This is a genomic window from Phytobacter sp. RSE-02, assembly GCF_040578655.1.
Taxonomy (GTDB): Bacteria; Pseudomonadota; Gammaproteobacteria; order Enterobacterales; family Enterobacteriaceae; genus Phytobacter; species Phytobacter diazotrophicus.
Window position 1 is genome coordinate 627,311 of sequence record NZ_JBEULY010000003.1, and the last position, 24,376, is coordinate 651,686.

Genomic DNA, 24,376 nt, shown 5'->3' on the forward strand with positions numbered 1-24,376 from the left:
TGCAGACGTGCATCCCGCACGTTAAAAAAGTCTACCGTATTCTCTTAATAAGGAAATAGAACTAAAATTTGGTTTACACGGAATCAGAAAAAATAAAAACGCTTTCTTCCGGATGGAAGAAAGCGTAAAGAAATTATTCGATGCCTTTACTGCGCAGATAATCTTCGTAATTGCCCGTAAAGTCGATGACTTTCTCCGGCGTAATTTCGATGACGCGGGTCGCCAGCGAGCTCACAAATTCACGGTCGTGAGAGACGAAAATCAGCGTACCCTGATACATCTCCAGCGCCATGTTCAACGATTCGATAGATTCCATATCCAGGTGGTTGGTCGGTTCGTCCATCACCAGAATATTGGGTTTTTCCATCATTAGCTTGCCGAACAGCATGCGGCCTTTCTCACCACCGGACAGCACCTTCGCGGGCTTTTTGATGTCATCCTGGCTGAACAGCAGACGCCCCAGAATGCTGCGTACCGCTTGCTCATCATCGCCCTCTTGTTTCCACTGGCTCATCCAGTCAAACACGGTGAGGTCGTTTTCGAACTCGTATTCGTGGTCCTGCGCGTAATAACCAATCTGCGCATTTTCCGACCATTTCACGGTGCCCTTGTCCGCTTCCAGTTCACCCACCAGCGTTTTCAGCATGGTGGATTTACCCACGCCGTTCGCACCGAGGATCGCGAGCTTCTCACCCACTTCCAGCAGCAGGTTAACGCCTTTAAACAGCGGGCCTTCATCAAACCCTTTAGCGAGGGCTTCCACTTCCAGCGCGTTACGGAACAGTTTCTTGTCCTGCTCGAAACGGATGAACGGGTTCTGACGGCTGGAGGCTTTAACCTCTTCCAGTTTGATTTTATCAATCTGGCGCGCACGGGATGTAGCCTGGCGAGATTTAGACGCGTTGGCGCTAAAGCGGCTAACAAACGACTGCAGATCGGCAATTTGCGCTTTCTTCTTGGCGTTATCCGCCAGCAGACGTTCGCGCGCCTGGGTTGCCGCCGTCATATATTCGTCGTAGTTGCCCGGATAAACGCGCAGCTCGCCGTAATCCAGGTCAGCCATATGGGTGCAGACCATATTCAGGAAGTGACGGTCATGCGAAATGATGATCATGGTGCTGTTACGTTCGTTCAGCACCTGCTCCAGCCAGCGAATAGTATCGATGTCCAGGTTGTTCGTCGGTTCGTCGAGCAGCAGGATGTCCGGATTGGAAAACAGTGCCTGTGCCAACAGGACACGCAGTTTCCAGCCGGGAGCCACTTCGCTCATCGGACCGTAATGTTGCTCAACCGGGATCCCGACGCCGAGCAACAGTTCGCCTGCGCGCGCCTCGGCGGAATAACCGTCCATCTCGCCATATTGCGTTTCGAGATCGGCGACTTTGTACCCGTCCTCTTCGCTCATTTCGGCCAGACCGTAGATACGGTCACGCTCCTGCTTCACTTCCCACAGCTCACCATGACCCATGATCACGGTGTCGAGGACAGTGAACTCTTCGAAGGCGAACTGATCCTGACGCAGCTTACCGATGCGTTCATTCGGATCGAGGGAGACATTCCCCAGCGTCGGCTCTAAATCGCCGCCGAGGATTTTCATAAAGGTGGATTTACCGCTCCCGTTGGCGCCGATCAGGCCGTAACGGTTGCCGCCGCCAAATTTGACGGAAATGTTTTCAAACAGCGGCTTGCTGCCGAACTGCATGGTGACGTTGCTGGTGACTAACACGGAATTATCCTGAAATGTGTGACAAACACCCTATTATGCCACAATTCCGAATTAGATTCCTGCCCGGAAACGAAGGGCTAAAATGAAACCAACGGGAAAAAAGTGTGATTTCGTACACATCTCAATTCCCTGTGCGCGGGAATGCACATATAATGCGCTCCCATCTATTAGAAAGAACCATTAACCTAACGGCCTGTGGCACGAATCTCGCACACCATGAATATGAAATTAACAACGCTTTTAGCGGCGGCGTTTGCCGTCGTGGGCTTTTGCAAAACCGCGTCTGCTGTAACTTATCCTCTTCCGACCGATGGCAGCCGAGTGATCGGTCAAAACCAGGTCGTAACCATCCCAGAGAACAACAGCCAGCCGCTGGAGTACTTTGCCGCGCAATATCAGATGGGTCTTTCCAATATGCTGGAAGCGAACCCGGGTATTGATGCCTATCTGCCGAAAGGCGGTACGGTGATGAACGTGCCTCAGCAGCTTATTCTGCCGGATACCGTCCATGAAGGTATCGTTATCAACAGCGCCGAAATGCGTTTGTACTATTACCCGGCAGGGACCAAAACCGTTATCGTTCTGCCGATCGGTATCGGCCAGTTGGGTAAAGACACCCCGATTGCCTGGACCACTAAAGTAGAACGTAAGAAAGCCGGTCCAACCTGGACCCCGACGGCGAAAATGCACGCTGAATATGCCGCCGCAGGTCAACCGCTGCCGCCAGTCGTCCCGGCGGGTCCGGATAACCCGATGGGTCTGTACGCACTGTACATTGGTCGCCTGTATGCGATCCACGGGACCAACGCCAACTTCGGTATCGGTCTGCGCGTAAGCCACGGTTGTGTGCGTCTGCGTAACGACGACATCAAATTCCTGTTCGAAAACGTACCGGTCGGCACGCGCGTACAGTTTATTGATGAGCCGGTAAAAGCCACCACCGAGCCGGATGGCAGCCGCTACATCGAAGTACACAACCCGCTGTCCACCACCGAAGCGCAGTTCAACGGCGGCGAAATCGTGCCGATCGCGCTGACCAAGAGTGTACAGAGCGTTACCAGCCAGTCTGACGTTGACCAGAACATCGTAGACCAGGCAATTCAGAACCGCTCCGGTATGCCGGTTCGTGTGAACTGATCCTTGCGCAAGCATGAAAAAAGCGGGTTTAAAACCCGCTTTTTTTATCCGTTATTCACCACAATGATGCCGCCATGATCGTAGCGGTAACGGCAATGGGCATACTCCAGCGGCGTGCCATCCTCCAGATAAATCACCTGCTCCACTTCCAGCACCGGGTCCGTCTCGTCACAGTTCAGATATTCACGGTCCTCAACGCCAGGTTTCAGCGCGCGCACGATACGATAAGAACCCATAATCTTGAGCGCCAGATCGTCCTGCACATAGCGAAACACCGAACTTTCAAGATGTCCACGGTTAAGCCCTGGCACCAGGTTTACCGGCATCAGGGTAAATTCCAGAGACACCGGCTCCCCTTCCAGCAGGCGAAGACGATTAAAGTCGTAGACCGGCTCGTCGGGCCCCAGCAGTAGCGAGTCCTGCTCTTTTTCCGTCGGGAAACGCAGCTCGAATTTGATGATTTTACTGGTGACCTGGCCAACGTTTTCCCAGGTCTTGGTCGCCCCGTAATAGTCGCTGCCCGGTAAATCCCAGCGGGAGAGTTGCATAAAATTCTTGCGTACAAAGGTGCCCAATCCTTTGCGGGTATAGACCAGCCCTTCGACAATCAACTGACGCATCGCCTGCTGGATGGTCATGCGGCTGGTATTGAATTCCGCCGCAAGGGCAAACTGATCGGGCAATGGCTCATTGGACGAGTACTGCTGACTCAGGATCCGTTGTTTAATTTCGCGCGCAATAGAAATGTATTTCGACGCCATTGCCTTTCCTTCTTGTTATTCAGCTATCCCATTGTTTCTTAAGGCCACTCTCTCGGCTATTTTGAGGAAAGGCAGGTAGAAGAATACACCAAAGATGATGATTATCAACTGAACCACCACCGCCCGCCAGTCTCCCGCGGTCGCCAGCCAGGCGCTTAAAATGGGTGGTGTCGTCCACGGGATCATCACCACACAACGCGACATCCACCCCAGCGTGGTACACAGCCAGGCAAAGTAAATGCCGATGGCGGGCAGCAAAACAAAGGGGATCATTAGCGGCAGGTTAAAGACAATCGGCAGACCGAAGATAACCGGTTCGTTTATATTAAACAGCCCCGGCGAAATCGACAGCCGCGCCACCTGTTTCGCCGATTTCTGACGCGAGAAAATGAATATGGCCAGCAACAGGGAAATCGTACTACCCGTCCCGCCAATCATGCCGAAGGTCGGCACAAAGATATTATTGATGATATGTGGAATCGGCTGACCATTGGCAAAGGCCAGCATATTCTCATTGGTGTTGATAAGCAGGAACGGTTCCAGAATCACCCCATTTACCACCGATTGATGAATCCCCAGGGTAAACAGGAAGTTGCCAAAGCTATAAATAAAAATGGTTCCTGGCAGGCTGGTGTTAATCAGCCGCAGCGGTTGCTGGATAAGCGTAGTGATCAGATGAATTAAATCGGTATGCAGCACATTAGCCAGTACGGCGGCGATCACCGCGAACGTCGACAGAGTGATAATGGTCGGAATCAGAGCGGAAAAGGATTTACCCACCGCCGGTGGTACATTTTCACCCAGTGAAATATTCAGCTTTTCGATGCTGGCGATGCGGATAAACAACTCCGTCGACAGCAAACCGATAATCACCCCGGCGAAAATACCGGTGGAGCCGATATTAGCAAAAGAGAGCATCTGGCTGACGGTAACGGTCGCTTTCGCCCCATCCGGCACCACCTCCAGATGCATCGGCATCATCATAATGTAGCTGGAGAGCGCGATAACCACCGCCGAAACCGGGTTATCAAAGTTGCGATTGCGCGCCAGCGACCAGGCTGTCATGGGGGCAATCAATAGTGCTGCAATGTTCAACGTACCGTTGATGACCGCTTCCCCCCAGACCTTGAAGCGCACTAACGTCTCGCCTTCCAGAATCCACGGGAACACCACGTTATTGACCAGAACCGCCAGGCCGGCAAGGATAAAGATCGGCATCACGGCGGCAAAGGCGTCTCTTAAGGAACGCAGATGAACCTGGTTGGCCAGGCGGGCGGAAAAATCGACGAACTTATCCACAAAAGACTGCATGTTCGCTGTTGTTTTTGTTTCAGGCATCATGGTCTCCCTTCGTTCGGCATCAAACGGTACGCTGCTGTTTACAGTTCGCGGCCGTTGCTGTGTATCACCTGTTTTAACCAGGCATAGCTCCGTTTCGGCACGCGTTTTAGATCTTTAAGGTCATGGTTTTCGCGATTGACGTAGACCACGCCATAACGCTTACGCATATCACCCTGTGAGCTGAGAATGTCGATAAGCCCCCAGCCGAGATAGCCCACCACCTGCGCGCCATCTTCAAACATGGCGTCTTTCATCGCCTGCAGGTGATCACGGTGATAGGCAATGCGGTAATCGTCATTGACAGGGTTCACACCGTCCCAGGTTTCAATCACGCCGATACCGTTTTCAATGGGGAAAACCGGCAAGCGCCAGTCGTTGTAGTAGCGGGTGATAATGGCGCGAAAACCGAGGGGGTCGATTTGCCAGTTCCATTCGGTAGCGTGCAGATACGGATTAGGCACATCGCCCTGTTGCAGGTAATAGTTCACCGGTGCGTCTGGTGCGATCGCGTCGCTGTTAAGCGCCTTGCTGGCGTAATAGCTAAACGCCATATAGTCGCTTTTCACACAGGCAATGAGCGCTAAATCCTCAGCACGATAGATATCGCTAAAGCCTTCGCGCTCAACCACCGCCATCACCGCCGGGCTGTAGCCCTGGCCGGCAAACACCCGAAGGAGATTCTGGTTGAGAAACTCGTCGTATTGCTGGGCACAAAAGACATCGCGCGGTTTACAGGTTGCCGGATAGACAAGCTGATGGGCCAGCATACCGCCCATTAGTTTGCCGGGTTTGGTCTCATGCAGGTACTGGGTTAGCTGTACGTGGGCCATCATCACGTGATGCTGAATTTGATACAGCTCGCGCAACGTTTTGTCGCCGCGCAGATAGCCACTGACCCGAAACGCTTCCGGCATATGGTAGATATTCTGCTCGTTGAACGTCAGCCACCAGGTTACGCGATCGCCAAAGCAGTCGATCATCTTCTGCCCATAACGAACAAACGCGTCCAGCACGTGACGATCGGTAAAACCATTGTATTTTTCCGCCAGCGCCAGCGGCATATCGAAGTGGTACAGGCAGATCATAGGTTCGATGCCGCGAGCGAGCAGATCGTTGATAAAGCGATCGTAGAAGGCGATACCTTCCTCGTTGAACGCGCCGTCACCGTCCGGGCAGACACGGCTCCAGGATATCTGAAAGCGGTAGCAATTCATGCCCAAATCGCGCATGTAATCAAAATCTTCCTGATACCGATGGTAGGAATCGGTCGCGACTTTCCAGTCGGAAGCAAACTCGCTGGCTTCGCGAATGTCGTAAACCGATGGCCCTTTTCCACCTTCATTCCATGCCCCTTCGGTCTGCATACTGGAAACGGAATTTCCCCATAAAAAGCCTGGCGGCAACGTTTTACTCATCTGGACATCTCCCTCATCTTATGACTAGTCATTTCGTGTATATGAATAGTCATATAGTCAAAGGTGAAAAGTCAGGCAAAACGAAAGGATCGTTTTTGTGAGCGGGATTGAGAAATTAGGTGGAAGAAAAATCCCCGGTCAGCGACATGCCGCCGGGGAAAAATCAAAATGCGGGGTTACTTGTGGGCTAACTGGTTACGACGATATTCACCCTGGCGTTCGAGCATCCAGCCGGGGTATTCGCGTGGCAACGCACTCACTGCATCAAGCTGGCGCAGCTCCTCTTCCGTTAAGCGAATATGAGTCGCGGCGATATTGTCCTCAAGCTGATCCGGGCGTTTAGCGCCGATGATCACGCTGCTTACTACCGGCTGGTGAAGTAGCCAGGCCAGCGCTATCTGTGCGACAGAAACACCTTTTGCCTCGGCGATTACGCGCATCACGTCGATGCAGTCAAACGCGCGGTCTTTGTTCACCGGCGGGAAGTCAAACTCCAGACGACGACTGCCCTCTTCGCCCTTGCCATCGCGGCTGTATTTACCGCTAAGCAGGCCGCCCGCCAGCGGGCTCCAGACCATCAGGCCGACATTTTCGCTTTGCAACATCGGCGCCAGTTCACGCTCCAGGTCACGCCCGGCGATAGTGTAATAGGCCTGCAAGGACGCGAAACGCGCCAGCCCGAGCCGTTCAGATATGCCCAGTGCTTTGGCAATCTGCCACGCCGCCCAGTTGGATACGCCGATATAGCGGACATGCCCATGTTGTACAAGATTATCCAACGCGTAGAGCATCTCTTCCATGGGCGTCGCCGGGTCAAAGCCGTGCAACTGATAGAGATCGATATGATCGAGCTGCATCCGTTTCAGGCTCTCTTTCACGCTGCCAATAATGTGATAGCGGGAACTGCCGCGCGAGTTCACCCCCGCCGTGCCGGTTTCGCCGAACACTTTGGTCGCCACCACCACATTTTCACGCGGCACCTTGAGGTTTTTCAGTGCCTGACCGGTGATTTGCTCGGAGCGACCTTCGGAATAGACGTTAGCGGTATCGATAAAGTTGATGCCTGCGTCCAGCGCGCTGCCGACCAGCTTGTCCGCCTGCGCCTGATCCAGTTGCCCAATTTTGCCCCACATGCCGCCTTCACCACCGAAGGTCATGGTGCCGAGGCACAGTTCAGAAACAAACAGACCGGTATTGCCGAGTTTTTGATAACGCATTTGGCGTCTCCTCACACTGTTGGTTGACGCAGATAGTTATACGCAATACGGCGTGCTGTGGAATGTGGCGATCCTGTCTGTTTCTTGCCCAATCCTCCAAACCTTATCCACGCGGGGCATCGCCAAAGACAGAATATTCCGGCAAACGCACCTGCTGATAAGGCTCCCAGCCGCCGCCAAGCGCTTTATACAGCGCCACTAAATCCAGACTGCTCTGCACCCGCGCCTGCGCACGCTGCTGCTCCGCCTGCGCCAGTTGACGTTGGGCATCAAGCACATCGATAAAGCTGGCAATACCTTGCCGATAACTGTCGCTGGCCAGCGTGAAGGCGTTATGCAGCGCATCAAGGGTTTTATCCAGACCGGCCTCGCGCTGCTGATCGGCGCGATAGCTGACCAGCGCATTTTCCACATCCCCCAGTGCTTCCAGAACTGTCTGGCGGTAATTGAGCACCGCCGCCCCCTGCTGCGCGCGGGCCAGTTTCACGCTGGAGACCAACCGCCCGCCCTGAAAGACAGGGATAGAAATCTGCGGGCCGAAACTGTAGAAATGGCTGCTCCAGTCGGTGAGCCAGTCGGTCTCACTGTTACGCAAGCCAAACTGCCCGCTCAGCGTCAGGCTCGGGAAAAGCTGCGCGACAGAGACGCCGATTTGCGCCGTCGCGGCGTGTAATGACGCCTCTGCCTCACGAATATCCGGGCGTCTGCGGGCAAGCGTCGACGGAATGCCGGTTGAGACCAGCGCAGGCAGCTTCGGCAATGGCTGCACATTCCTGAGTTCGCTATCCAGCGCACCTGGTGGTTTGCCGAGCAAAATCGCCAGCGCATTCATGGCCTGACGCTCCTGGGCCTGATACTGCGGTAGTTGCGCTTCCAGGCTACCCACCTGGGCCCGGGCATTTTCAACGTCCATTTGCGGCGACAGTCCACTACGCTGGCGGTTATCCGTCAGGGTATAGGTTTGCTGCGCCGTCTCGATTTGCGTCTGCAAAGTGGAGATAACGCTTTGCGCGCCGCGCAGTTGCAGCCACGCACGCGCCACTTCCGCCTCCAGCGACACCAGCGCATCGTTACGTTGTTCAATCGCCTGCTGCTGCTGCGCCTGCGCCCCTTCAACCTGACGGCGCACTTTACCCCACAGATCCAACTCCCACTGCGCGTCGAAACTGCCCTGATAGAGGTTCACCGGCTGCGTTAATGCCCCCAGCGCCCCGGCGATTTGCGGGTCAACATTATCCAGTTGGCCGTAAACATCGTGGGATTTCAGCTCCCCTTCCAGCCCCAGTTGCTGGCGCGTGGCTTTGACGCTGCCGTTGACCGCCGGTAAAAATGCGCCGCCAGCCTGATTAATCTGTTCACGCGCCCCAGCGATACGTAGCACCGTTTGTTGCAACGAGAGATTCCCGGCGATAGCACGCTCAATCAGGCTATTAAGTTGCGGTGACTGAAAGGTGGTCCACCAGCGCGGGTTAACCGCCTGCGACACGGTCTGCGAGGCCACGGTTTTATCGCCCGGATCGTTCCAGTGCGTTGGGGTTTGCGGCGACGGCTGCTGGTAATCCGGACCCACGCTACAGCCTGCCAGCCAAAGAGAGAGAAATGTCAGTGAAACACCACGCCTGGACATATTAATGTGCTCCTGCGCTGCCTTCGCTCTTAATCGGCGATAGCAGTAAACAAAAAGGAATCAATAACAGTGCGACAATACTGAGCAGTGTGAACACGTCGATATAGGCCAGAAAACGCGACTGCGCGATCATCGTTTTATACATCTGCCCCATCGCTGTATTCATCGGGTCACCCACCAGTGCAGTGAAATTGCGGATCGCCTGCGCTGATTCGCGCACCGCCAGTTGGAATTGTTCATTAAGCGGCGACATGTTATAGGCCAGATGTGCACTGTGCGCCTGCGACCGTTCGGTTATCGCCGCCGTGGAAAGCGAAATGCCCACCGATCCCGCGACATTGCGGAACATCGTGAACAGCGCGGCCGCATCGGCATTAAGCTGGCGAGGAATGGTAATAAAGGCAATGGTGGTCAGCGGTACAAACAGGAAGCCCAGACCTATCGATTGCGCGCTGCGAAATAGCATCAGGGTTTCAAAATCGATATCCGGCGTCAGCGTACGCGACCACCAGAACGAGGCCGCGAGGCAGAAAAAGCCAAAGGCGATAATCCAGCGCGTTTGCACGATGGGCATCAGTTTGAGCACCAGCGGGATAGTCAGCACAATAAGTACCGCGCCCGGTGACAGTACCAGCCCGGACCAGGTAGCGGTATAGCCCAGATCTTGCTGCGCCAGTTGTGGGATCACCACGGAGCTGCCATAGAGGATCATCGCCATACCCGCCATCAGCAGACTGGAGACAGCAAAGTTTTTATCGGCCATACAGCGCAAATCCACCACCGGCTTTTTGGCATATAGCAGCCAGTAAATCGCGCCGACAATGCCGACTGCCGTCAGTACGGCAAAAATGCGCGTAAAATCTGAGGCGAACCAGTCTTCATCTTCCCCACGGTCCAGCATCACCTGCAGGCAACCGAGTCCAAGGGCGATAAGGCCGATCCCCGGCCAGTCGATGGTCAATTTTTTGTCCGATTTACGCTCCCACGGCGGATCTTCCAGTAGCTGATAAATCGCGAGTACCGTGACAATACCGACCGGGATATTGATAAAAAAGACCCAGCGCCAGGAGTAGTTATCGGTGATCCAGCCGCCCAATGTTGGCCCCATTACGGGGGCAACAATGATGGCAATCGAAGAGAGGCCAAACGCTTTGCCGCGATCCTCAGGCTTGAAGTAATCCAGCAGCACCGACTGTTGCGTTGGCTGTAAGCCGCCGCCAAAAAAGCCCTGCAGCACGCGAAAAAGTATGATTTGCCACAGTTCCGTCGCGATACCGCACAAGAAGGAGCAAATCGTGAACATCACGATGCAAATCAGGAAAAACTGCTTGCGACCGAACACGCGGCTGAGAAACGCCGAAATGGGCAGCACGATACCATTGGCCACCAGATAACTGGTCAGTACCCAGGTGGATTCGTCGTAACTGGCGGAAAGCGAACCGGCAACATGCGGCAGTGCGACGTTAACGATGGTGGTATCGAGGATCTCCATAAAGACCGCCAGCGTCACCACCCAGGCGACGGCCCATGGGTTACTGGCCGGTCGCCAGTTTTCATGGCTAACGTCAGTCATTCCACGGTTACCTTCGGTTCAACTGACAGACCCAGCGGCAGCGGACGGTTCGTATCCAGCCCTTTATCAATGACGATTTTCACCGGTACGCGCTGGACGATTTTGACAAAGTTACCGGTAGCGTTCTCGGACGGGAAAGCAGAGAATTTCGAGCCGCTCCCCTGCTGAATACTGTCAACGTGCCCTTCCAGCTCCAGATCCGGCCAGGCATCGACCTTCACCGTCACTTTATTGCCCGGACGCATGCGTTCAAGCTGCGATTCTTTGAAATTCGCCGTCACCCAGATTTGCGGTGAGACCAGCGAAAACAGCGCCGTACCCGCCTGCACCAGGGTGCCGGTTTGCACATTACGTTTGGTGACAAACCCGTCGAACGGCGCACGGACCTCAGTCCAGGAGAGATTCAGCTCGGCGGTTTCAAGCTGTGCTTTCGCCTGATCCACCTGACGCTGACGGGCCTCGACATTGGTCTCCTGCTGGCGAATCTGCAACTGCACCTGATCCGCCACTTCCAGTTGCGCCTGCGCGCTCGCCAGTTGTGCCTGCGCGCTGCGTAACTGCGCATTGGCGCTGTCGATATTTTGTTGTGTCGTGGCGCGAGGATCGACACCGCGCTGGCGTTTATAGGCAGCCTGCGCGTTAGCTAAATCCGCCTGCGCCTTCAGCACCTGCGCCCGCGCTTCGTCGCGCTGGGCCGGGTACTGCACTTTTGACAAATCCAGTTGTGCCTGCGCCTGGTGGAGCTGCGCCGTCGCCAGCCCAAGTTGCGCCTGCGCCTGATCGCGCTGCGCCGTGGCGTCACGGGGATCAATCACCACCAGCAGATCGCCCTTTTTCACCTGCTGGTTATCTTTTACACGCAGTTCAGTGACGTAGCCCGCCACTTTCGGCGCAATGGTGACCGCATCGCCGTCGGTGAACGCATCGTCTGTCGTCTCTTCATTGCGGGTCAGTAACCACCACACCAGCGCGACGACAACCATCACAATCACCACAATGCCGAGGATGATGAGGGGCTTTTTACCGGGGCGTTTGCGGTTTTGCGTCTCTTCTGTTTGAGTTTCCTGCCCGTTCTCAGGGGCGGTTGAATGTTCTGCCATAGTACGCAACAGTCCTGTCAGTGAACGGCGTCACAGTTACGCCGTTCACTAAACTTAGGCGGTAGCTATACATTTGCCAGGATAAACTGACAAATCAGCACTATCTGACCAGGAATAGTCCGTAGCCAACCAGCGCGGCCCACAGCAGCATGGGAAGGGAATAAACATGGAAGCGCCACCAGATGCGACGGTCATTCGCCATACGCAGCGCAATCAGATTCGCCAGCGAGCCGGGCAACAGGCCAAATCCACCGACATTGACCGCCCAGGCCAGCAGGGTGTCTGGCGGCACATAATTGAGCAGCAAAATGGTCGCGGGCACATTACTGATAAACTGCGACAGACCAATCGCCGTCAGCCACAGACCGGACGGCGAAAGCTGGCTGGTACTGGCGAGCAAATGGTGCAATGCGGGCAACTGGATCAGCAAATGCACATCGATAAACATGGCGATAAACACCAGCAGCAACGTCCAGTCCACGCTTAGCACAACGCGCCTTGCGAGCAATAAGAAGCCCACGCCTACCACCACCAGTCCCCACAGCTCCTGCTTTAGCTCCAGCGCCGTAATAAAGACCAGGTAAAAGCCCAGGCAACTCCAGACCAGCCTGGGTTTCCAGTCCGGGTTTTTAACGCCGCTATGGTAGTTAAGCGTCTTACTGGAAAAACAGAACCAGCACAGCACCAGCAGCGTCACCATCATCGCCAGCGCCAGGGGTGTCATCTGCCAGATAAAGGCCGGGAATGACATCCCGGAACGTCCCCAAATCAGGATATTTTGCGGGTTGCCAATGGGGGTTAACAACGACCCCGCGTTCACCGCCAGCGCCTCAAAAATGATCAACCGATTGACCGGGATTTCGCACAGTTTTTTTAAGGTGATGGTAAGCGGCACCACAATAAACAGCGCCACGTCATTGGTCAGGAAGGTGGAAAGGAGTGCCGCCGCCAGGACCATAAACATGGCCAGTTGCCGCTCGGTACGAAAACGCCGCACCATACGACGCCCCAGCACATCAAAATAGCCGCTCAGCTCCACGCCCTTCGTCAGCAGCATCAAACCGCTGAGGGTAATAATGGTGTGCCAGTCAATGGCACCCGGCCAGGTGGCAGGCGCAAAAGGAACGGCAAAACAGAGACCCAGACCAATAACCAGCAGGAGGTGCAAAAAGCGATCGCGCAGTAACGCGCGAAAGAATGGAAGGTTCATTCAGACGGCAACCCTTGTTGCAAAGTGAACAGACGAAAACGCTCAAGCGTTTCTTCACTGACGTGGTGTTCCATTCCTTCCGCGTCACGGCGTGCAATCTCCGGGCTCACACCGAGCACCAGTAAAAAGCTTTCAACAATTTGATGGCGTTCGCGGCTGGCCTGGGCGAGTCTCTCCCCTTCCGGCGTTAAAAATACCCCGCGCCAGGGAATTTGCTCAATCAGCCCTACCGTCGCCAGCCGTTTTAACATTTTTGCTACCGTTGGCTGAGAGACGCCCAGCCGCGCGGCCATATCCACCTGGCGAGCTTCGCCCACTTCGCGGATTAAATCTGAAATCAATTCAACATAATCGTCGATCAGCTCGCGGCGATGCGCTTCACGCACCTGACGAAAGCCTTCCACATGCTCTTCAACATTTACCAGCGTCACTTTTTTTATTGTTTGCTTACCTGCGCGACGGTTCATTGTGCTTCCTCTGGGGGGTGACGCGATACCCGCATCATATAAGAGAAGGCACATTGTAAACCATAGGTGAACCAGCACAAAAAATTAACGTCTTAGCCATAGCTATAAAATATAGCCTGTGCTATATCTGTATGTAATACGTTCAACCGGGCATGGATGGTCGGGAGCGAACAAGTCAGTAAGGAGGTCAATATGAACGAATTTCAGAGGTGCATGAGCGTGTTTACTCACTCCCCGTTTAAAGTTCGTCTGCTGCTGCTGAACATGCTGTGTGATATCTTTCACGGCAAGCCACAGAAAGACGATAAAACTTCTCATTAATGCGGCGTCGCGGTACGCCGCTTCATTTTTCCGTCACATTCTCCCGTTATCATCGGATTGCCCGCACATAATTTTCACTTATTTGTTTGATTTGCAACCGCCCTCCCAAAACGACACGGTAGCAGGTGTTGACCTTCAGCACGGCTAACTTTATCTTTGCGCAGCCCTGCACAAATTGCGGCTCGCAGAAGCGGACCTCTTCCCCTCTCCACGCACTGTCCGGCAGGTTTTGACCCTTTCGCCAGGGTGAGCACATGGCGTTTTCGTGAAGTAATCTATGAGCATAATCCTTAAAGAATCCGTTGCCTTCCGCAGCCAGACGATCAATCCGTGGACAGGTTTCTACTTTCTCCAGTCAATGTTGATTAATTTTGCTCTTGGTTATGAATTTAGTGTCTTGTACGCCGTGGTCTTTACCTGTGCTCTGTGCGTACTGTGGCGGCATGCGCCCCGGGCGCAAAAAATTGTCATCGGTATTACCTCGCTTGTCGCCGCCAGCTATTTCCCGTTTGGCCAGGCCTATGGCGCACCGAACTTTAATACCCTGCTGGCCCTGCACTCGACCAATATGGAAGAGTCGACGGAAATTCTGACTATTTTCCCGTGGCACCACTACGCTATCGGCGCGTTTATCTTTGCGATGGGTATTGTGTCAATGCGTCGCCGGGTAACGCAGCCGTCAACCCCGTGGCTGAAATGGGATACGCTCGGCGTGGTATTTTGCGTTGCGTCCTATTTTATTGGCCCGGTACAAAACCACTTCCGCGGCTTTGAGTTCAGGCTCATTGATACCGGCGTTCCGGTGCTGCGCTTCGTGCGCGATGTGGCAGTGAACAACTACGAAGTGGTGAAAGAGCAGGAAAACATGGCGCAGCTCGCCAGCATGAAGGACACCTGGACCGTCCTTGGCGTCAAACCAAAGTATCACACCTATGTGGTGGTGATTGGCGAGAGTGTACGCCGTGACGCGGCGGGCGCCTTTGGCGGCCACTGGAACAACACGCCGTTCGAAAGCCAGGCCAATGGCACATTCTTTATGGATTACATCTCTGCCAGCGGCTCGACACAGAAATCGCTGGGCCTGACGCTCAACCGAGTGGTCGATGATAAGCCGCAGTATCAGGATAACTTTGTCACCCTCGCAAACCGCGCGGGCTTCCAGACCTGGTGGTTCTCCAATCAGGGGCAAATTGGCGAGTACGACACCGCCATTGCCAGTATCGCGAAACGCGCGGATGAAGTGCAGTTCCTGAAAAGCGGTGATTTCGAAGCGGATAAAAATACCCGTGATGACGATCTGCTTAAGCTGACTAATCAGGTACTGGCCACCAAACGCAACCAGCCGCAGTTAATTGTGCTGCATCTGATGGGCTCACACCCTTCCACCTGCGAGCGCTCCGGCGGTAAATACAGCGAGTTCGTCCAGTCAAAAGAGACCTCTTGCTACCTCTATTCCATCACCGCAACAGATGAACTGCTGGGTAAACTCTACTCCCAACTGGTCGCCACGAATGACAGTTTCTCAATGGTCTACTTCTCTGACCATGGTCTGACATTCAGAGAGCGTGGGACGGATGTGCAATATCTGGCGCATGACGACCTGTTTAAACAAAACTTCCAGGTGCCGTTTATGGTGCTGTCGAGCGATGATACAAAGCATCGGGAGATTAAAGCGCGCCGTTCCGCGAACGATTTCCTGAGCTTCTTCTCGCAGTGGACGGGGATTACCACACAAGAGATTAAAAATTCTTACCCCTTCATGTCCGAGCAAAAAGCCGGGCCAGTCTACATTACCAACTTTAAGTTACAGAAAATTGACTACGACCGCCTGGCGACCGATGTTTTCGATACACACCGCTAAGCGAATTTCCGAATAGCAGGCAAAAAAAATCCGCCCCTTGAGGCGGATTTTTTATTGCCAGCCGAATTAGAAACGGTAGCCGACGCCTGCGATCCAGGTGCCTACGTCAACGCTACGAATGCGAGACTGCTCGTAGGAGAAGTCCAGTGCAACGTTTTCCATCGGGTTGAACTGCAGACCCGCGCCGTAGGAGAAGCCGTAGTCGCTGGTATCGGAAACTTTAGCAGTGTCAACGGTCTGCTGGAATTTGCCGTAGCCAACACCTACAACACCGTAGATGCTTGCCCAGTCGTTCAGACGGTAAGCCGGACCTGCAGTGATACCGTAGTACTGGCCTTTGTTATAGACGCCATCTTCAGTGCGATCTTTTTCAGTGTACGTGAAGGAGCCAATAACACCCAGCGGGTTGTTGTCCTGCTCGTAGCGGTATTTCAGGTTGAAGCCGTTTGCTTTGTTCGCTACACCCTGAGCGTCGCTCTGTGCGTAACCACCGGTAACAGTGGAAGTAGCTGCAAAAGCGGAACCTGCGGATACCGCCAGAACAGCGGCCAGTGCTGAAAGACATGCAATTTTTTTCATAACCACCTCAAATGTGCTTCAAGTAAATCCTAAGTTTTAAATATATCAAAAATTGTTAAGAAACTCTTTGGGATAAACGATGTCTAATGGCCCATTTCATGTAACAGAACATTTCATAAGCTTACTAACTCTTTCATTAAACGGTCATTTTTCCGCAGGACATGCCATTATGAAACGTGTTACCCGGCATGTTCATCCAGATTATTCCTAATCGGACAGGTTAATTAACCATCAACTGTCATCTATTTTACGTATTTTTAGCCGCTGTTTTTCAACAAAGTCTCAACCAGCCGGGGCTATTTCAAGTAGACTGCAGGTTTTACCTTGATTGACATAATTTGACAGGAGAAAGGATGCCTGGGTCGTCTCGTAAGATACCGGTTTGGTTATCTGTAGTGGTGTTGCTCATTGCGATGTGTTCGATACAGGGGGGCGCATCACTGGCAAAATCGCTATTTCCGATAGTGGGCGCACCGGGAATGACCGCGCTCCGTCTGGCACTGGGTACGCTGATTCTGGTGGTTATCTTTAAACCCTGGCGTCTGCGTTTTACCCGCGAACAGCGCCTGCCCCTTCTGGCCTATGGTTTATCACTGGGGGCGATGAACTACATGTTTTATCTCTCTATTCAGACAATACCTCTGGGTATTGCGGTTGCGCTGGAGTTCGTCGGTCCCCTCTCCGTTGCCCTTTTTGGCTCCCGTCGCCCCATTGATTTTCTGTGGGTCATTCTGGCGGTGCTCGGTCTGTGGTATTTATTACCGCTTGGTGACAATGTTTCCCATGTCGATTTAACCGGCGCGGCATATGCGCTCGGCGCAGGCGCATGCTGGGCTGTATATATTATTTCTGGTCATAAGGCCGGGGAAGAACATGGCCCGGCAACCGTTGCACTGGGTTCATTAATAGCCGCGCTGGTTTTTGTACCTTTAGGAACTTTCCAGTCCGGCGCCCTATTATGGCAATGGTCTGTGCTGCCGCTGGGAATAGCGGTCGCAATATTATCGACCGCACTGCCTTATTCGCTGGAAATGATTGCCCTCACCCGGTTACCGACGCGCACCTTTGGGACACTGATGAGCATGGAACCCGCTCTGGCGGCAGTATCAGGCATGATCTTCTTGAGTGAAACACTTTCCCTTCAACAGGTTGCCGCGCTGATGTGCATTGTGATTGCCTCAATAGGCTCAACCATGACGCTACGCAGAGAAGTAAAAGTCGAGAAGGTGGAGATAAGATAATAATTATTATTCAGCATGGTTATCGTATCATGCTGAATAAGCATTCATGTCAATAAAACCTGTTTCATTGCGATAAATTGTCACACTTCAATATATATTCTTACATCCCAAGCCCACGTTTCCGATAATTTATACGCATCGCGAATGGCGAAATAATAATTATTATCCACCAATATAGATGTATGTTTACCGCTGCTATTGAACCGATAGGTATATCCAAAACAGCAATCAAAAATCTGGTGCTATACTTAGTTTCGATAATTACCTGGGACACAAACATCAAGAGGATATGAGATTATGAGTACCGCTAAACTGGTTAAAACGAAAGCGTCTAATCTGCTTTATACCCGTAACGATGTATCAGACAGCGATAAAAAAGCGACTATCGAGTTGCTCAATCGCCAGGTGATCCAGTTCATTGACCTGTCACTGATCACAAAACAGGCCCACTGGAATATGCGCGGTGCTAACTTCATCGCCGTCCATGAAATGCTCGACGGCTTCCGTACTGCCCTTGTTGATCACCTTGATACCATGGCAGAACGTGCCGTGCAGTTAGGTGGTGTCGCACTGGGCACAACGCAGGTCATTAACAGCAAAACGGCACTGAAAAGTTACCCGCTGGACATCCACAGCGTCCAGGATCACCTGAAAGAACTGGCTGACCGTTATGCCATCGTCGCGAACGATGTGCGTAAAGCCATCGACGAAGCAAAAGATGAAGATACCGCAGATATCTTTACCGCTGCTTCACGCGACCTGGATAAATTCCTGTGGTTTATCGAATCCAACATCGAATAAGCCCTGTCGCTAACATAAATACTTCAGATGACCCCTTTGCCGCCCCGGCAAAGGGGTTTGCACTTTTATGGTGCATCATTTTGTTCTTCCCCGCCCGAAAGACCGCCAGACTGTTATCATCACTTCACAAAATTGTTAAGAAAAGATTGTTAAATGGTGCATTCCTGCGCTAAATAATCGTGTTTTCTGTGCAGAAGTTAATGCGCACCAACGTGGAGCCCCAAAATGGTGCGTAATGCCACTTGCGCTTCGCTCAGGGCACAGATTCAGAAGATCGCCTCTTTACAAAACAACAGGTTGTAAACCTGGCATGATTTTTTCATACTGCGTACGTTCTCGCAGGGGATCGCCCCGTGGATATAAAAGGAAAAACTATGAAGTCTGTATTCAAACTTTCCCTGGCTACACTCGCTCTCGCGTTTGCTGTTTCTTCCCAGGCTGCAAACAAACTGGTTGTCGCAACCGACACCGCATTCGTTCCTTTCGAATTCAAGCAGGGTGACAAATACGTTGGTTTCGACGTTGATCTGTGGGCCGCTATCGCGAAAGAACTGAAACTGGATTACGAGTTAAAGCCGATGGATTTCAGCGGCATCATCCCGGCTCTGCAAACTAAAAACGTTGACCTGGCGCTGGCCGGTATCACCATCACCGAAGAACGTAAGAAAGCGGTTGAGTTCTCTGATGGCTACTACAAAAGCGGCCTGATGGTGATGGTTAAAGCCAATAACAACGACGTAAAAAGCGTAAAAGATCTCGACGGTAAAGTGGTTGCCGTGAAGAGCGGTACCGGTTCTGTTGATTACGCGAAAGCGAATATCAAAACCAAAGACCTGCGTCAGTTCCCGAACATCGACAACGCGTACATGGAACTGGGCACCAACCGTGCTGATGCGGTCCTGCACGATACCCCGAACATTCTCTATTTCATCAAAACCGCAGGTAACGGTCAGTTCAAAGCGGTAGGTGATTCACTGGAAGCACAGCAGTACGGTATCGCGTTCCCGAAAGGTAGCGACGAACTGCGTGAAAAAGTGAACGGCGCGCTGAAAACGCTGCGCGATAACGGTACTTACAACGAAATCTATAAAAAATGGTTCGGTACCGAGCCTAAATAATATTTTGTTCTGTGCGGTAGTGTTGCCCGGCAGCGCTAAGCTTACCGGGCCTACGTAAGCAGATTTATCACCCGTAGGCCGGGAAACCGGCACTATGGGTGTTTGTATATTTCCACCACGGTTTACAGGAATTCATCATGCAGTTTGACTGGAGTGCCATCTGGCCTGCCATTCCGCTTCTGATTGAAGGCGCAAAAATGACGCTTTGGATCTCGGTCCTCGGCTTAGTTGGCGGCTTAATTATTGGACTGGCGGCAGGTTTCGCACGCACCTTTGGCGGCTGGATCGCCAACCACATCGCACTCGTTTTTATTGAGATTATTCGCGGTACCCCGATTGTTGTTCAGGTGATGTTTATCTACTTCGCCCTGCCCATGGCATTCAACGATTTGCGTATCGACCCCTTTAGCGCCGCCGTTATCACCATCATGATTAACTCGGGCGCGTATATCGCGGAAATCACCCGCGGTGCGGTACTGTCCATTCATAAAGGTTTTCGTGAAGCAGGCCTGGCGCTGGGGCTGTCTAAGGGTGAAACCATCCGCCACGTTATCCTGCCACTGGCGCTACGTCGTATGCTGCCACCGCTGGGTAACCAGTGGATCATCAGCATTAAAGACACTTCTCTGTTTATTGTTATCGGCGTCGCCGAACTGACCCGTCAGGGCCAGGAGATCATCGCCGGCAACTTCCGCGCCCTGGAAATCTGGAGCGCCGTTGCGGTTGTTTATCTGATCATCACCCTGGTGCTGAGCTTTATTTTGCGTCGTCTTGAAAGAAGGATGAAAATCCTGTGATTGAATTTAAAAATGTCTCCAAGCACTTTGGTCAAACCCAGGTGCTGCATAACATTGACCTGAACATTACCCAGGGCGAAGTGGTGGTGATTATCGGGCCATCGGGCTCAGGTAAATCAACCCTGCTGCGCTGCATCAACAAGCTCGAAGAGATCACCAGCGGTGAGTTGATTGTTGATGGCCTGAAAGTGAACGATCCCAAAGTTGACGAGCGTCTGATCCGTCAGGAAGCCGGGATGGTGTTTCAGCAGTTTTATCTGTTCCCACACCTGACCGCGCTGGAAAACGTTATGTTTGGTCCGCTGCGCGTGCGCGGTGCGAAAAAAGACGAAGCCGAGAAACTGGCAAAAGAGCTGCTGGCGAAAGTCGGCCTTGCCGAGCGTGCGCATCACTATCCGTCTGAATTGTCCGGCGGCCAACAGCAACGTGTGGCTATCGCCCGCGCGCTGGCGGTAAAACCAAAGATGATGCTGTTTGATGAACCGACCTCCGCACTCGACCCGGAGCTGCGCCATGAGGTGCTGAAAGTCATGCAGGATCTGGCCGAAGAAGGGATGACGATGGTTATCGTGACACACGAAATCGGTTTTGCCGAGAAAGTGGCCTCTCGTCTGATCTTCATTGATAAAGGTCGCATTGCCGAAGACGGCAATCCACAGACGCTTATCGAGAACCCGCCAAGCCCGCGCTTGCAGGAATTCTTGCAGCACGTCTCCTGAGTTGTCGCTACCCTCTTCCCGACGGGAAGAGGGTTATCTCCCCTTCTCCCCGGATTTATCTCATTTCCTTCGACGCATTTCCCGGCATCTATACTTATCATTTTGCTGGACTTTCTCGCCGGAGGCACCCATGCCGTGGATCCTGTTACTCATCAGTCTTATTTGGCTGCCCGCTCAGGCGGCTGGTATTCCCGGCGTCACAACCGGGGCCACGAGCACACAGCCCACCGCCGAAACCCCAACCCCCGATATTGAGCAGAAAAAAGCCGCCTATGCCGCGCTGGCTGATGTGCTGGATAACCAGCAATCACGCCAGGAGCTGATTGACCAACTGCGCAAAGTCGCAGCGACACCGCCACAGGAACCTGTTCCCGTCATTACGCCACCGCAAATCGTTGAGCAAAAAACGGTACTGGAGAACGTTACGGAAGTCAGCAGCCGCTATGGTGAAGAGTTCGCGTCGCGGTTTGCTCAACTCTATCGCAACATTACCGGCTCTCCGCATAAGGCCTTTAACCCGGAAACCTTTACCAGTGCCGCCGGACATTTTTTACTGCTCGCCATACTGGTGTTCGCCTTCTGGCTGCTGGTGCGCCTTGCCGTGATGCCGTTGTACCGCAAAATGGGCTACTGGGGACGTAATAAAAACCGTGAGCGCAATAACTGGTTACAACTTCCGGCGATGATTATCGGGGCGTTTATCGTTGACCTGCTGTTGCTGGCGCTAACGCTATTTGTCGGTCAGATACTTAGCGTCAATCTGAATAATGGAAACCGGACCATCGCTTTTCAGCAAAGCCTGTTTTTAAATGCTTTTGCTCTGATTGAATTCTTTAAAGCCATCCTGCGGCTTATCTTCTGTCCACGCATTCCGGAGCTGCGCCCATTTCGTATAGAGGACGACACCGCCCGCTACTGGCATTTGCGACTCAGCGCGCTGAGCAGCCTCATCGGCTACGGCTTGCTTGTCGCCGTGCCGATTATCTCCAATCAGGTGAATGTGCAGGTAGGCGCGCTGGCTAACGTGACCATCATGCTCTGTATTACCATCTGGGCGCTGTATCTGATCTTTCGCAATAAGCGCATTATCCAGCACAACCTGATCCATCTGGCGGACCATTCACTTGCCTTCTTTAGCCTGTTTATTCGCGCTTTCGCGCTTATCTGGCACTGGCTCGCCAGCGCTTACTTCATCGTGCTGTTCTTCTTCTCACTCTTTGATCCCGGCAACAGCCTGAAATTTATGATGGGAGCGTCATTGCACAGTGTGGCGATTTTAAGCATCGCGGCGTTTCTTTCCGGCATGCTGTCGCGCTGGATTAATAAGACCATCACCCTGTCACCGCAGGTGCAGCGTAACTACCCGGAACTGCAAAAGCGGCTTAACGGCTGGCTTTCTGCGTCGATGAAAGCGGCACGTATTCTCATTGTCTGCGCCACCGTACTGCTGTTGCTCAACGCCTGGGGCCTGTTCGATTTCTGGTACTGGCTGACCTATGGCGCAGGCGAAAAAGCGGTTGATATTATTATTCGCATTGCCCTGATTCTGTTTTTCTCTGCCGTGGGCTGGACGGTACTGGCAAGCATTATCGAAAACCGCCTCGCCTCCGATATTCACGGCAGGCCGCTTCCCAGCGCGCGTACCCGTACGCTGTTAACCCTGTTCCGTAACGCGCTGGCAGTGGTGATCAGCACCATCACGGTGATGATTGTGCTCTCGGAGATAGGCGTTAATATCGCGCCGCTGCTGGCGGGTGCCGGGGCTCTGGGTCTGGCGATCTCTTTCGGTTCGCAAACCCTGGTGAAAGATATTATTACCGGCATCTTTATTCAGTTTGAAAATGGGATGAACACCGGGGATCTCGTAACCATTGGCCCGCTCACCGGTACGGTTGAACGGATGTCGATCCGTTCCGTTGGCGTACGCCAGGATACCGGGGCGTACCATATTATTCCGTGGTCATCGATAACCACCTTTGCCAACTTCGTACGCGGGATCGGTTCGGTTGTCGCCAACTATGATGTGGATCGCCACGAAAACACGGAAAAAGCGAATCAGGCGTTGAAAGATGCGGTCGCAGAGTTGATGGAGATGGAGGATATTCGCGGGCTGATTATTGGCGAGCCGACATTTGCCGGGCTGGTCGGACTAACCAATACCGCGTTTACGCTGAGGGTGACATGCACCACGCTGCCGCTCAAACAGTGGACAGTGCGCTTTGCGCTGGACAGCATGGTGAAAAAACACTTCGATTTAGCCGATGTTCGCGCGCCGGTACAAACTTACCAGATACTGCCCATGCCGGGCAGTACCCCTGCGCCACAAGCGGTTAACGCGCCGCAGCCGCCTGTTGAGCCTGCGCCTTAAATCGGGTTTGCGCCCAGCGCTTGCGCTGGGCCTCATCCTGAAATGTCCAGGCGATAAAGCGGCTCTGCTTCTGCCCTTGTGACATCTCTTTTTTGACCACGTTAACGGCACCGGCCTGGGTCAGCGCGCGATATAGCGGCGGTAAATTATCACCACGAGAAACCAGCGAGGTAAACCAAAGAACCTGACGCGCGAACTGTTTGCTCTCATCAATCATCTTGCTGATAAACGCCACTTCCCCGCCTTCGCACCACAGCTCCTGCTGCTGGCCGCCGAAGTTGAGCGCCGCGTCATTATCAAGCCCAAGATTGCGGCGTTTACGCTCACTGCCCGCCTGCGCAGCCTGCGCGCTGTCATGAAAAGGTGGGTTACAGAGCGTGGCATCATACTGCTCATTTTTATGGATGATGCCCGCCAGGATCGCCGCCGGATCTTTTTGTCGACGTAAACGCACTGAACGGCTCAGGCCAGGATTGGCGTTGATAATCGCCTGTGCGCTGGCGAATGCGGCATTGTCGACTTCGCTGCCGGTGAAGCGCCAGCCATATTCATGGGCGCCAATCAGCGGATAGATACAGTTTGCCCCGGTGCCGATATCCAGCACGCTGGCCTGCGACGGAACAGCCCCGTCAGTGTCCTGGGCGAGCAAATCGGCAAGATGGTGAATATAGTCTGCGCGACCAGGAACGGGTGGGCAAAGAAAGCCCGGCGGAATATCCCACTCTTTTACGCCATAAAAGTGCGCCAGCAGCGCTTTGTTCAGCGCTTTCACGGCCAGGGGATCGGCAAAATTAACCGTCGGTTCGCCCGCCGGACTGGTAATCATAAATTCACGCAATGGGGGCATCGTGGCGCAAAGGGCGTCAAGATCGTAGCGGCTATTGTGACGGTTACGCGGGTGCAATCCCGGCTTCTGGGCTTTCATGGCTTTCTCCTGTTGGCAGCGGCGTAAGATACCCGTTGACGGCGGCAGGGTAAATAAGTGAGGCTAAAGAAA

At 53.3% G+C, this 24,376-nt stretch carries 21 protein-coding genes; 9 read left to right on the plus strand and 12 right to left on the minus strand.

What is annotated here, in order from left to right; translation table 11 throughout:
• Positions 1-133: 133 nt before the first annotated feature.
• Complete coding sequence (locus ABU190_RS09930) at positions 134-1,726, minus strand: ABC-F family ATPase (RefSeq protein ID WP_039077188.1); 1,593 nt, start codon at positions 1,724-1,726, stop codon at positions 134-136.
• A gap of 216 nt (positions 1,727-1,942) precedes the next feature.
• Between ABU190_RS09930 and ldtB the strand changes: the two genes are divergently transcribed.
• Complete coding sequence (ldtB, locus tag ABU190_RS09935; protein ID WP_039077189.1) at positions 1,943-2,863, plus strand: L,D-transpeptidase; 921 nt, start codon at positions 1,943-1,945, stop codon at positions 2,861-2,863.
• 44 nt (positions 2,864-2,907) lie between these two features.
• Here ldtB and ABU190_RS09940 read toward each other — a convergent pair whose 3' ends face one another.
• From ABU190_RS09940 to mntR, 9 genes are all read right to left on the minus strand, one after another.
• Entirely contained in the window at positions 2,908-3,624 is a 717-nt protein-coding gene (locus tag ABU190_RS09940; protein WP_039077190.1) for a GntR family transcriptional regulator, read from the minus strand.
• Between the two features lie 15 nt (positions 3,625-3,639).
• On the minus strand, positions 3,640-4,962 hold the full coding sequence (locus ABU190_RS09945) for a PTS transporter subunit EIIC (RefSeq protein WP_071195620.1): 1,323 nt from the start codon (positions 4,960-4,962) through the stop codon (positions 3,640-3,642).
• Between the two features lie 41 nt (positions 4,963-5,003).
• A complete protein-coding gene (locus ABU190_RS09950; protein WP_354691184.1) occupies positions 5,004-6,380 on the minus strand; it encodes a glycoside hydrolase family 1 protein in 1,377 nt (458 codons plus the stop codon).
• A 176-nt stretch (positions 6,381-6,556) separates the two neighbouring features.
• On the minus strand, positions 6,557-7,597 hold the full coding sequence (locus tag ABU190_RS09955) for an aldo/keto reductase (RefSeq protein ID WP_271849840.1): 1,041 nt from the start codon (positions 7,595-7,597) through the stop codon (positions 6,557-6,559).
• 103 nt (positions 7,598-7,700) lie between these two features.
• A complete protein-coding gene (locus ABU190_RS09960; protein WP_354691185.1) occupies positions 7,701-9,224 on the minus strand; it encodes an efflux transporter outer membrane subunit in 1,524 nt (507 codons plus the stop codon).
• Between the two features lies 1 nt (position 9,225).
• Positions 9,226-10,797 carry a DHA2 family efflux MFS transporter permease subunit gene (locus tag ABU190_RS09965; protein ID WP_071195617.1) on the minus strand — a complete coding sequence of 524 codons (1,572 nt, stop codon included), beginning with the start codon at positions 10,795-10,797 and terminating at the stop codon, positions 9,226-9,228.
• Positions 10,794-11,897 carry an HlyD family secretion protein gene (locus ABU190_RS09970; protein ID WP_103245799.1) on the minus strand — a complete coding sequence of 368 codons (1,104 nt, stop codon included), beginning with the start codon at positions 11,895-11,897 and terminating at the stop codon, positions 10,794-10,796. The genes ABU190_RS09965 and ABU190_RS09970 overlap by 4 nt, the downstream gene beginning before the upstream one ends.
• A gap of 100 nt (positions 11,898-11,997) precedes the next feature.
• The gene (locus ABU190_RS09975; RefSeq protein WP_039077197.1) at positions 11,998-13,107 is read right to left on the minus strand and encodes an anion transporter; all 1,110 of its coding nucleotides are present in this window, start codon (positions 13,105-13,107) and stop codon (positions 11,998-12,000) included.
• Positions 13,104-13,574, minus strand: a complete 471-nt coding sequence (gene mntR, locus ABU190_RS09980) for a manganese-binding transcriptional regulator MntR (protein WP_039077198.1) — start codon at positions 13,572-13,574, stop codon at positions 13,104-13,106. The genes ABU190_RS09975 and mntR overlap by 4 nt, the downstream gene beginning before the upstream one ends.
• A gap of 192 nt (positions 13,575-13,766) precedes the next feature.
• Here mntR and mntS point away from each other — a divergent pair, with 192 nt between their 5' ends.
• Together mntS and ABU190_RS09990 are read left to right on the plus strand one after the other, a co-directional pair.
• The gene (mntS, locus tag ABU190_RS09985) at positions 13,767-13,895 is read left to right on the plus strand and encodes a manganase accumulation protein MntS (RefSeq protein WP_354691186.1); all 129 of its coding nucleotides are present in this window, start codon (positions 13,767-13,769) and stop codon (positions 13,893-13,895) included.
• 277 nt (positions 13,896-14,172) lie between these two features.
• A complete protein-coding gene (locus ABU190_RS09990) occupies positions 14,173-15,756 on the plus strand; it encodes a phosphoethanolamine transferase (protein ID WP_354691187.1) in 1,584 nt (527 codons plus the stop codon).
• A gap of 66 nt (positions 15,757-15,822) precedes the next feature.
• Here ABU190_RS09990 and ompX read toward each other — a convergent pair whose 3' ends face one another.
• Positions 15,823-16,335, minus strand: a complete 513-nt coding sequence (gene ompX, locus ABU190_RS09995; RefSeq protein WP_354691188.1) for an outer membrane protein OmpX — start codon at positions 16,333-16,335, stop codon at positions 15,823-15,825.
• Positions 16,336-16,688: 353 nt separating this feature from the next.
• On the opposite strand from ompX, the gene rhtA reads away from it, so the two are divergent.
• From rhtA to ybiO, 6 genes are all read left to right on the plus strand, one after another.
• Positions 16,689-17,576 carry a threonine/homoserine exporter RhtA gene (gene rhtA / locus ABU190_RS10000; RefSeq protein ID WP_354691189.1) on the plus strand — a complete coding sequence of 296 codons (888 nt, stop codon included), beginning with the start codon at positions 16,689-16,691 and terminating at the stop codon, positions 17,574-17,576.
• A gap of 297 nt (positions 17,577-17,873) precedes the next feature.
• Positions 17,874-18,377, plus strand: coding sequence for a DNA starvation/stationary phase protection protein Dps (gene dps, locus ABU190_RS10005; protein ID WP_047371162.1), 504 nt, complete (start codon positions 17,874-17,876; stop codon positions 18,375-18,377).
• A 374-nt stretch (positions 18,378-18,751) separates the two neighbouring features.
• A complete protein-coding gene (gene glnH / locus ABU190_RS10010) occupies positions 18,752-19,495 on the plus strand; it encodes a glutamine ABC transporter substrate-binding protein GlnH (RefSeq protein WP_039077204.1) in 744 nt (247 codons plus the stop codon).
• 137 nt (positions 19,496-19,632) lie between these two features.
• Positions 19,633-20,292, plus strand: a complete 660-nt coding sequence (glnP, locus tag ABU190_RS10015) for a glutamine ABC transporter permease GlnP (RefSeq protein ID WP_071195613.1) — start codon at positions 19,633-19,635, stop codon at positions 20,290-20,292.
• Entirely contained in the window at positions 20,289-21,011 is a 723-nt protein-coding gene (gene glnQ / locus ABU190_RS10020; protein WP_039077206.1) for a glutamine ABC transporter ATP-binding protein GlnQ, read from the plus strand. Before glnP ends, glnQ begins: the two co-directional genes overlap by 4 nt.
• A gap of 130 nt (positions 21,012-21,141) precedes the next feature.
• Positions 21,142-23,379, plus strand: a complete 2,238-nt coding sequence (ybiO, locus tag ABU190_RS10025) for a mechanosensitive channel protein (RefSeq protein WP_354691190.1) — start codon at positions 21,142-21,144, stop codon at positions 23,377-23,379.
• On the opposite strand, the gene rlmF is transcribed toward ybiO, so the two are convergent.
• Positions 23,342-24,304, minus strand: coding sequence for a 23S rRNA (adenine(1618)-N(6))-methyltransferase RlmF (gene rlmF / locus ABU190_RS10030; protein ID WP_354691191.1), 963 nt, complete (start codon positions 24,302-24,304; stop codon positions 23,342-23,344). The two genes, ybiO and rlmF, sit on opposite strands and share 38 nt — an antisense overlap.
• Between the last annotated feature and the right edge of the window lie 72 nt (positions 24,305-24,376).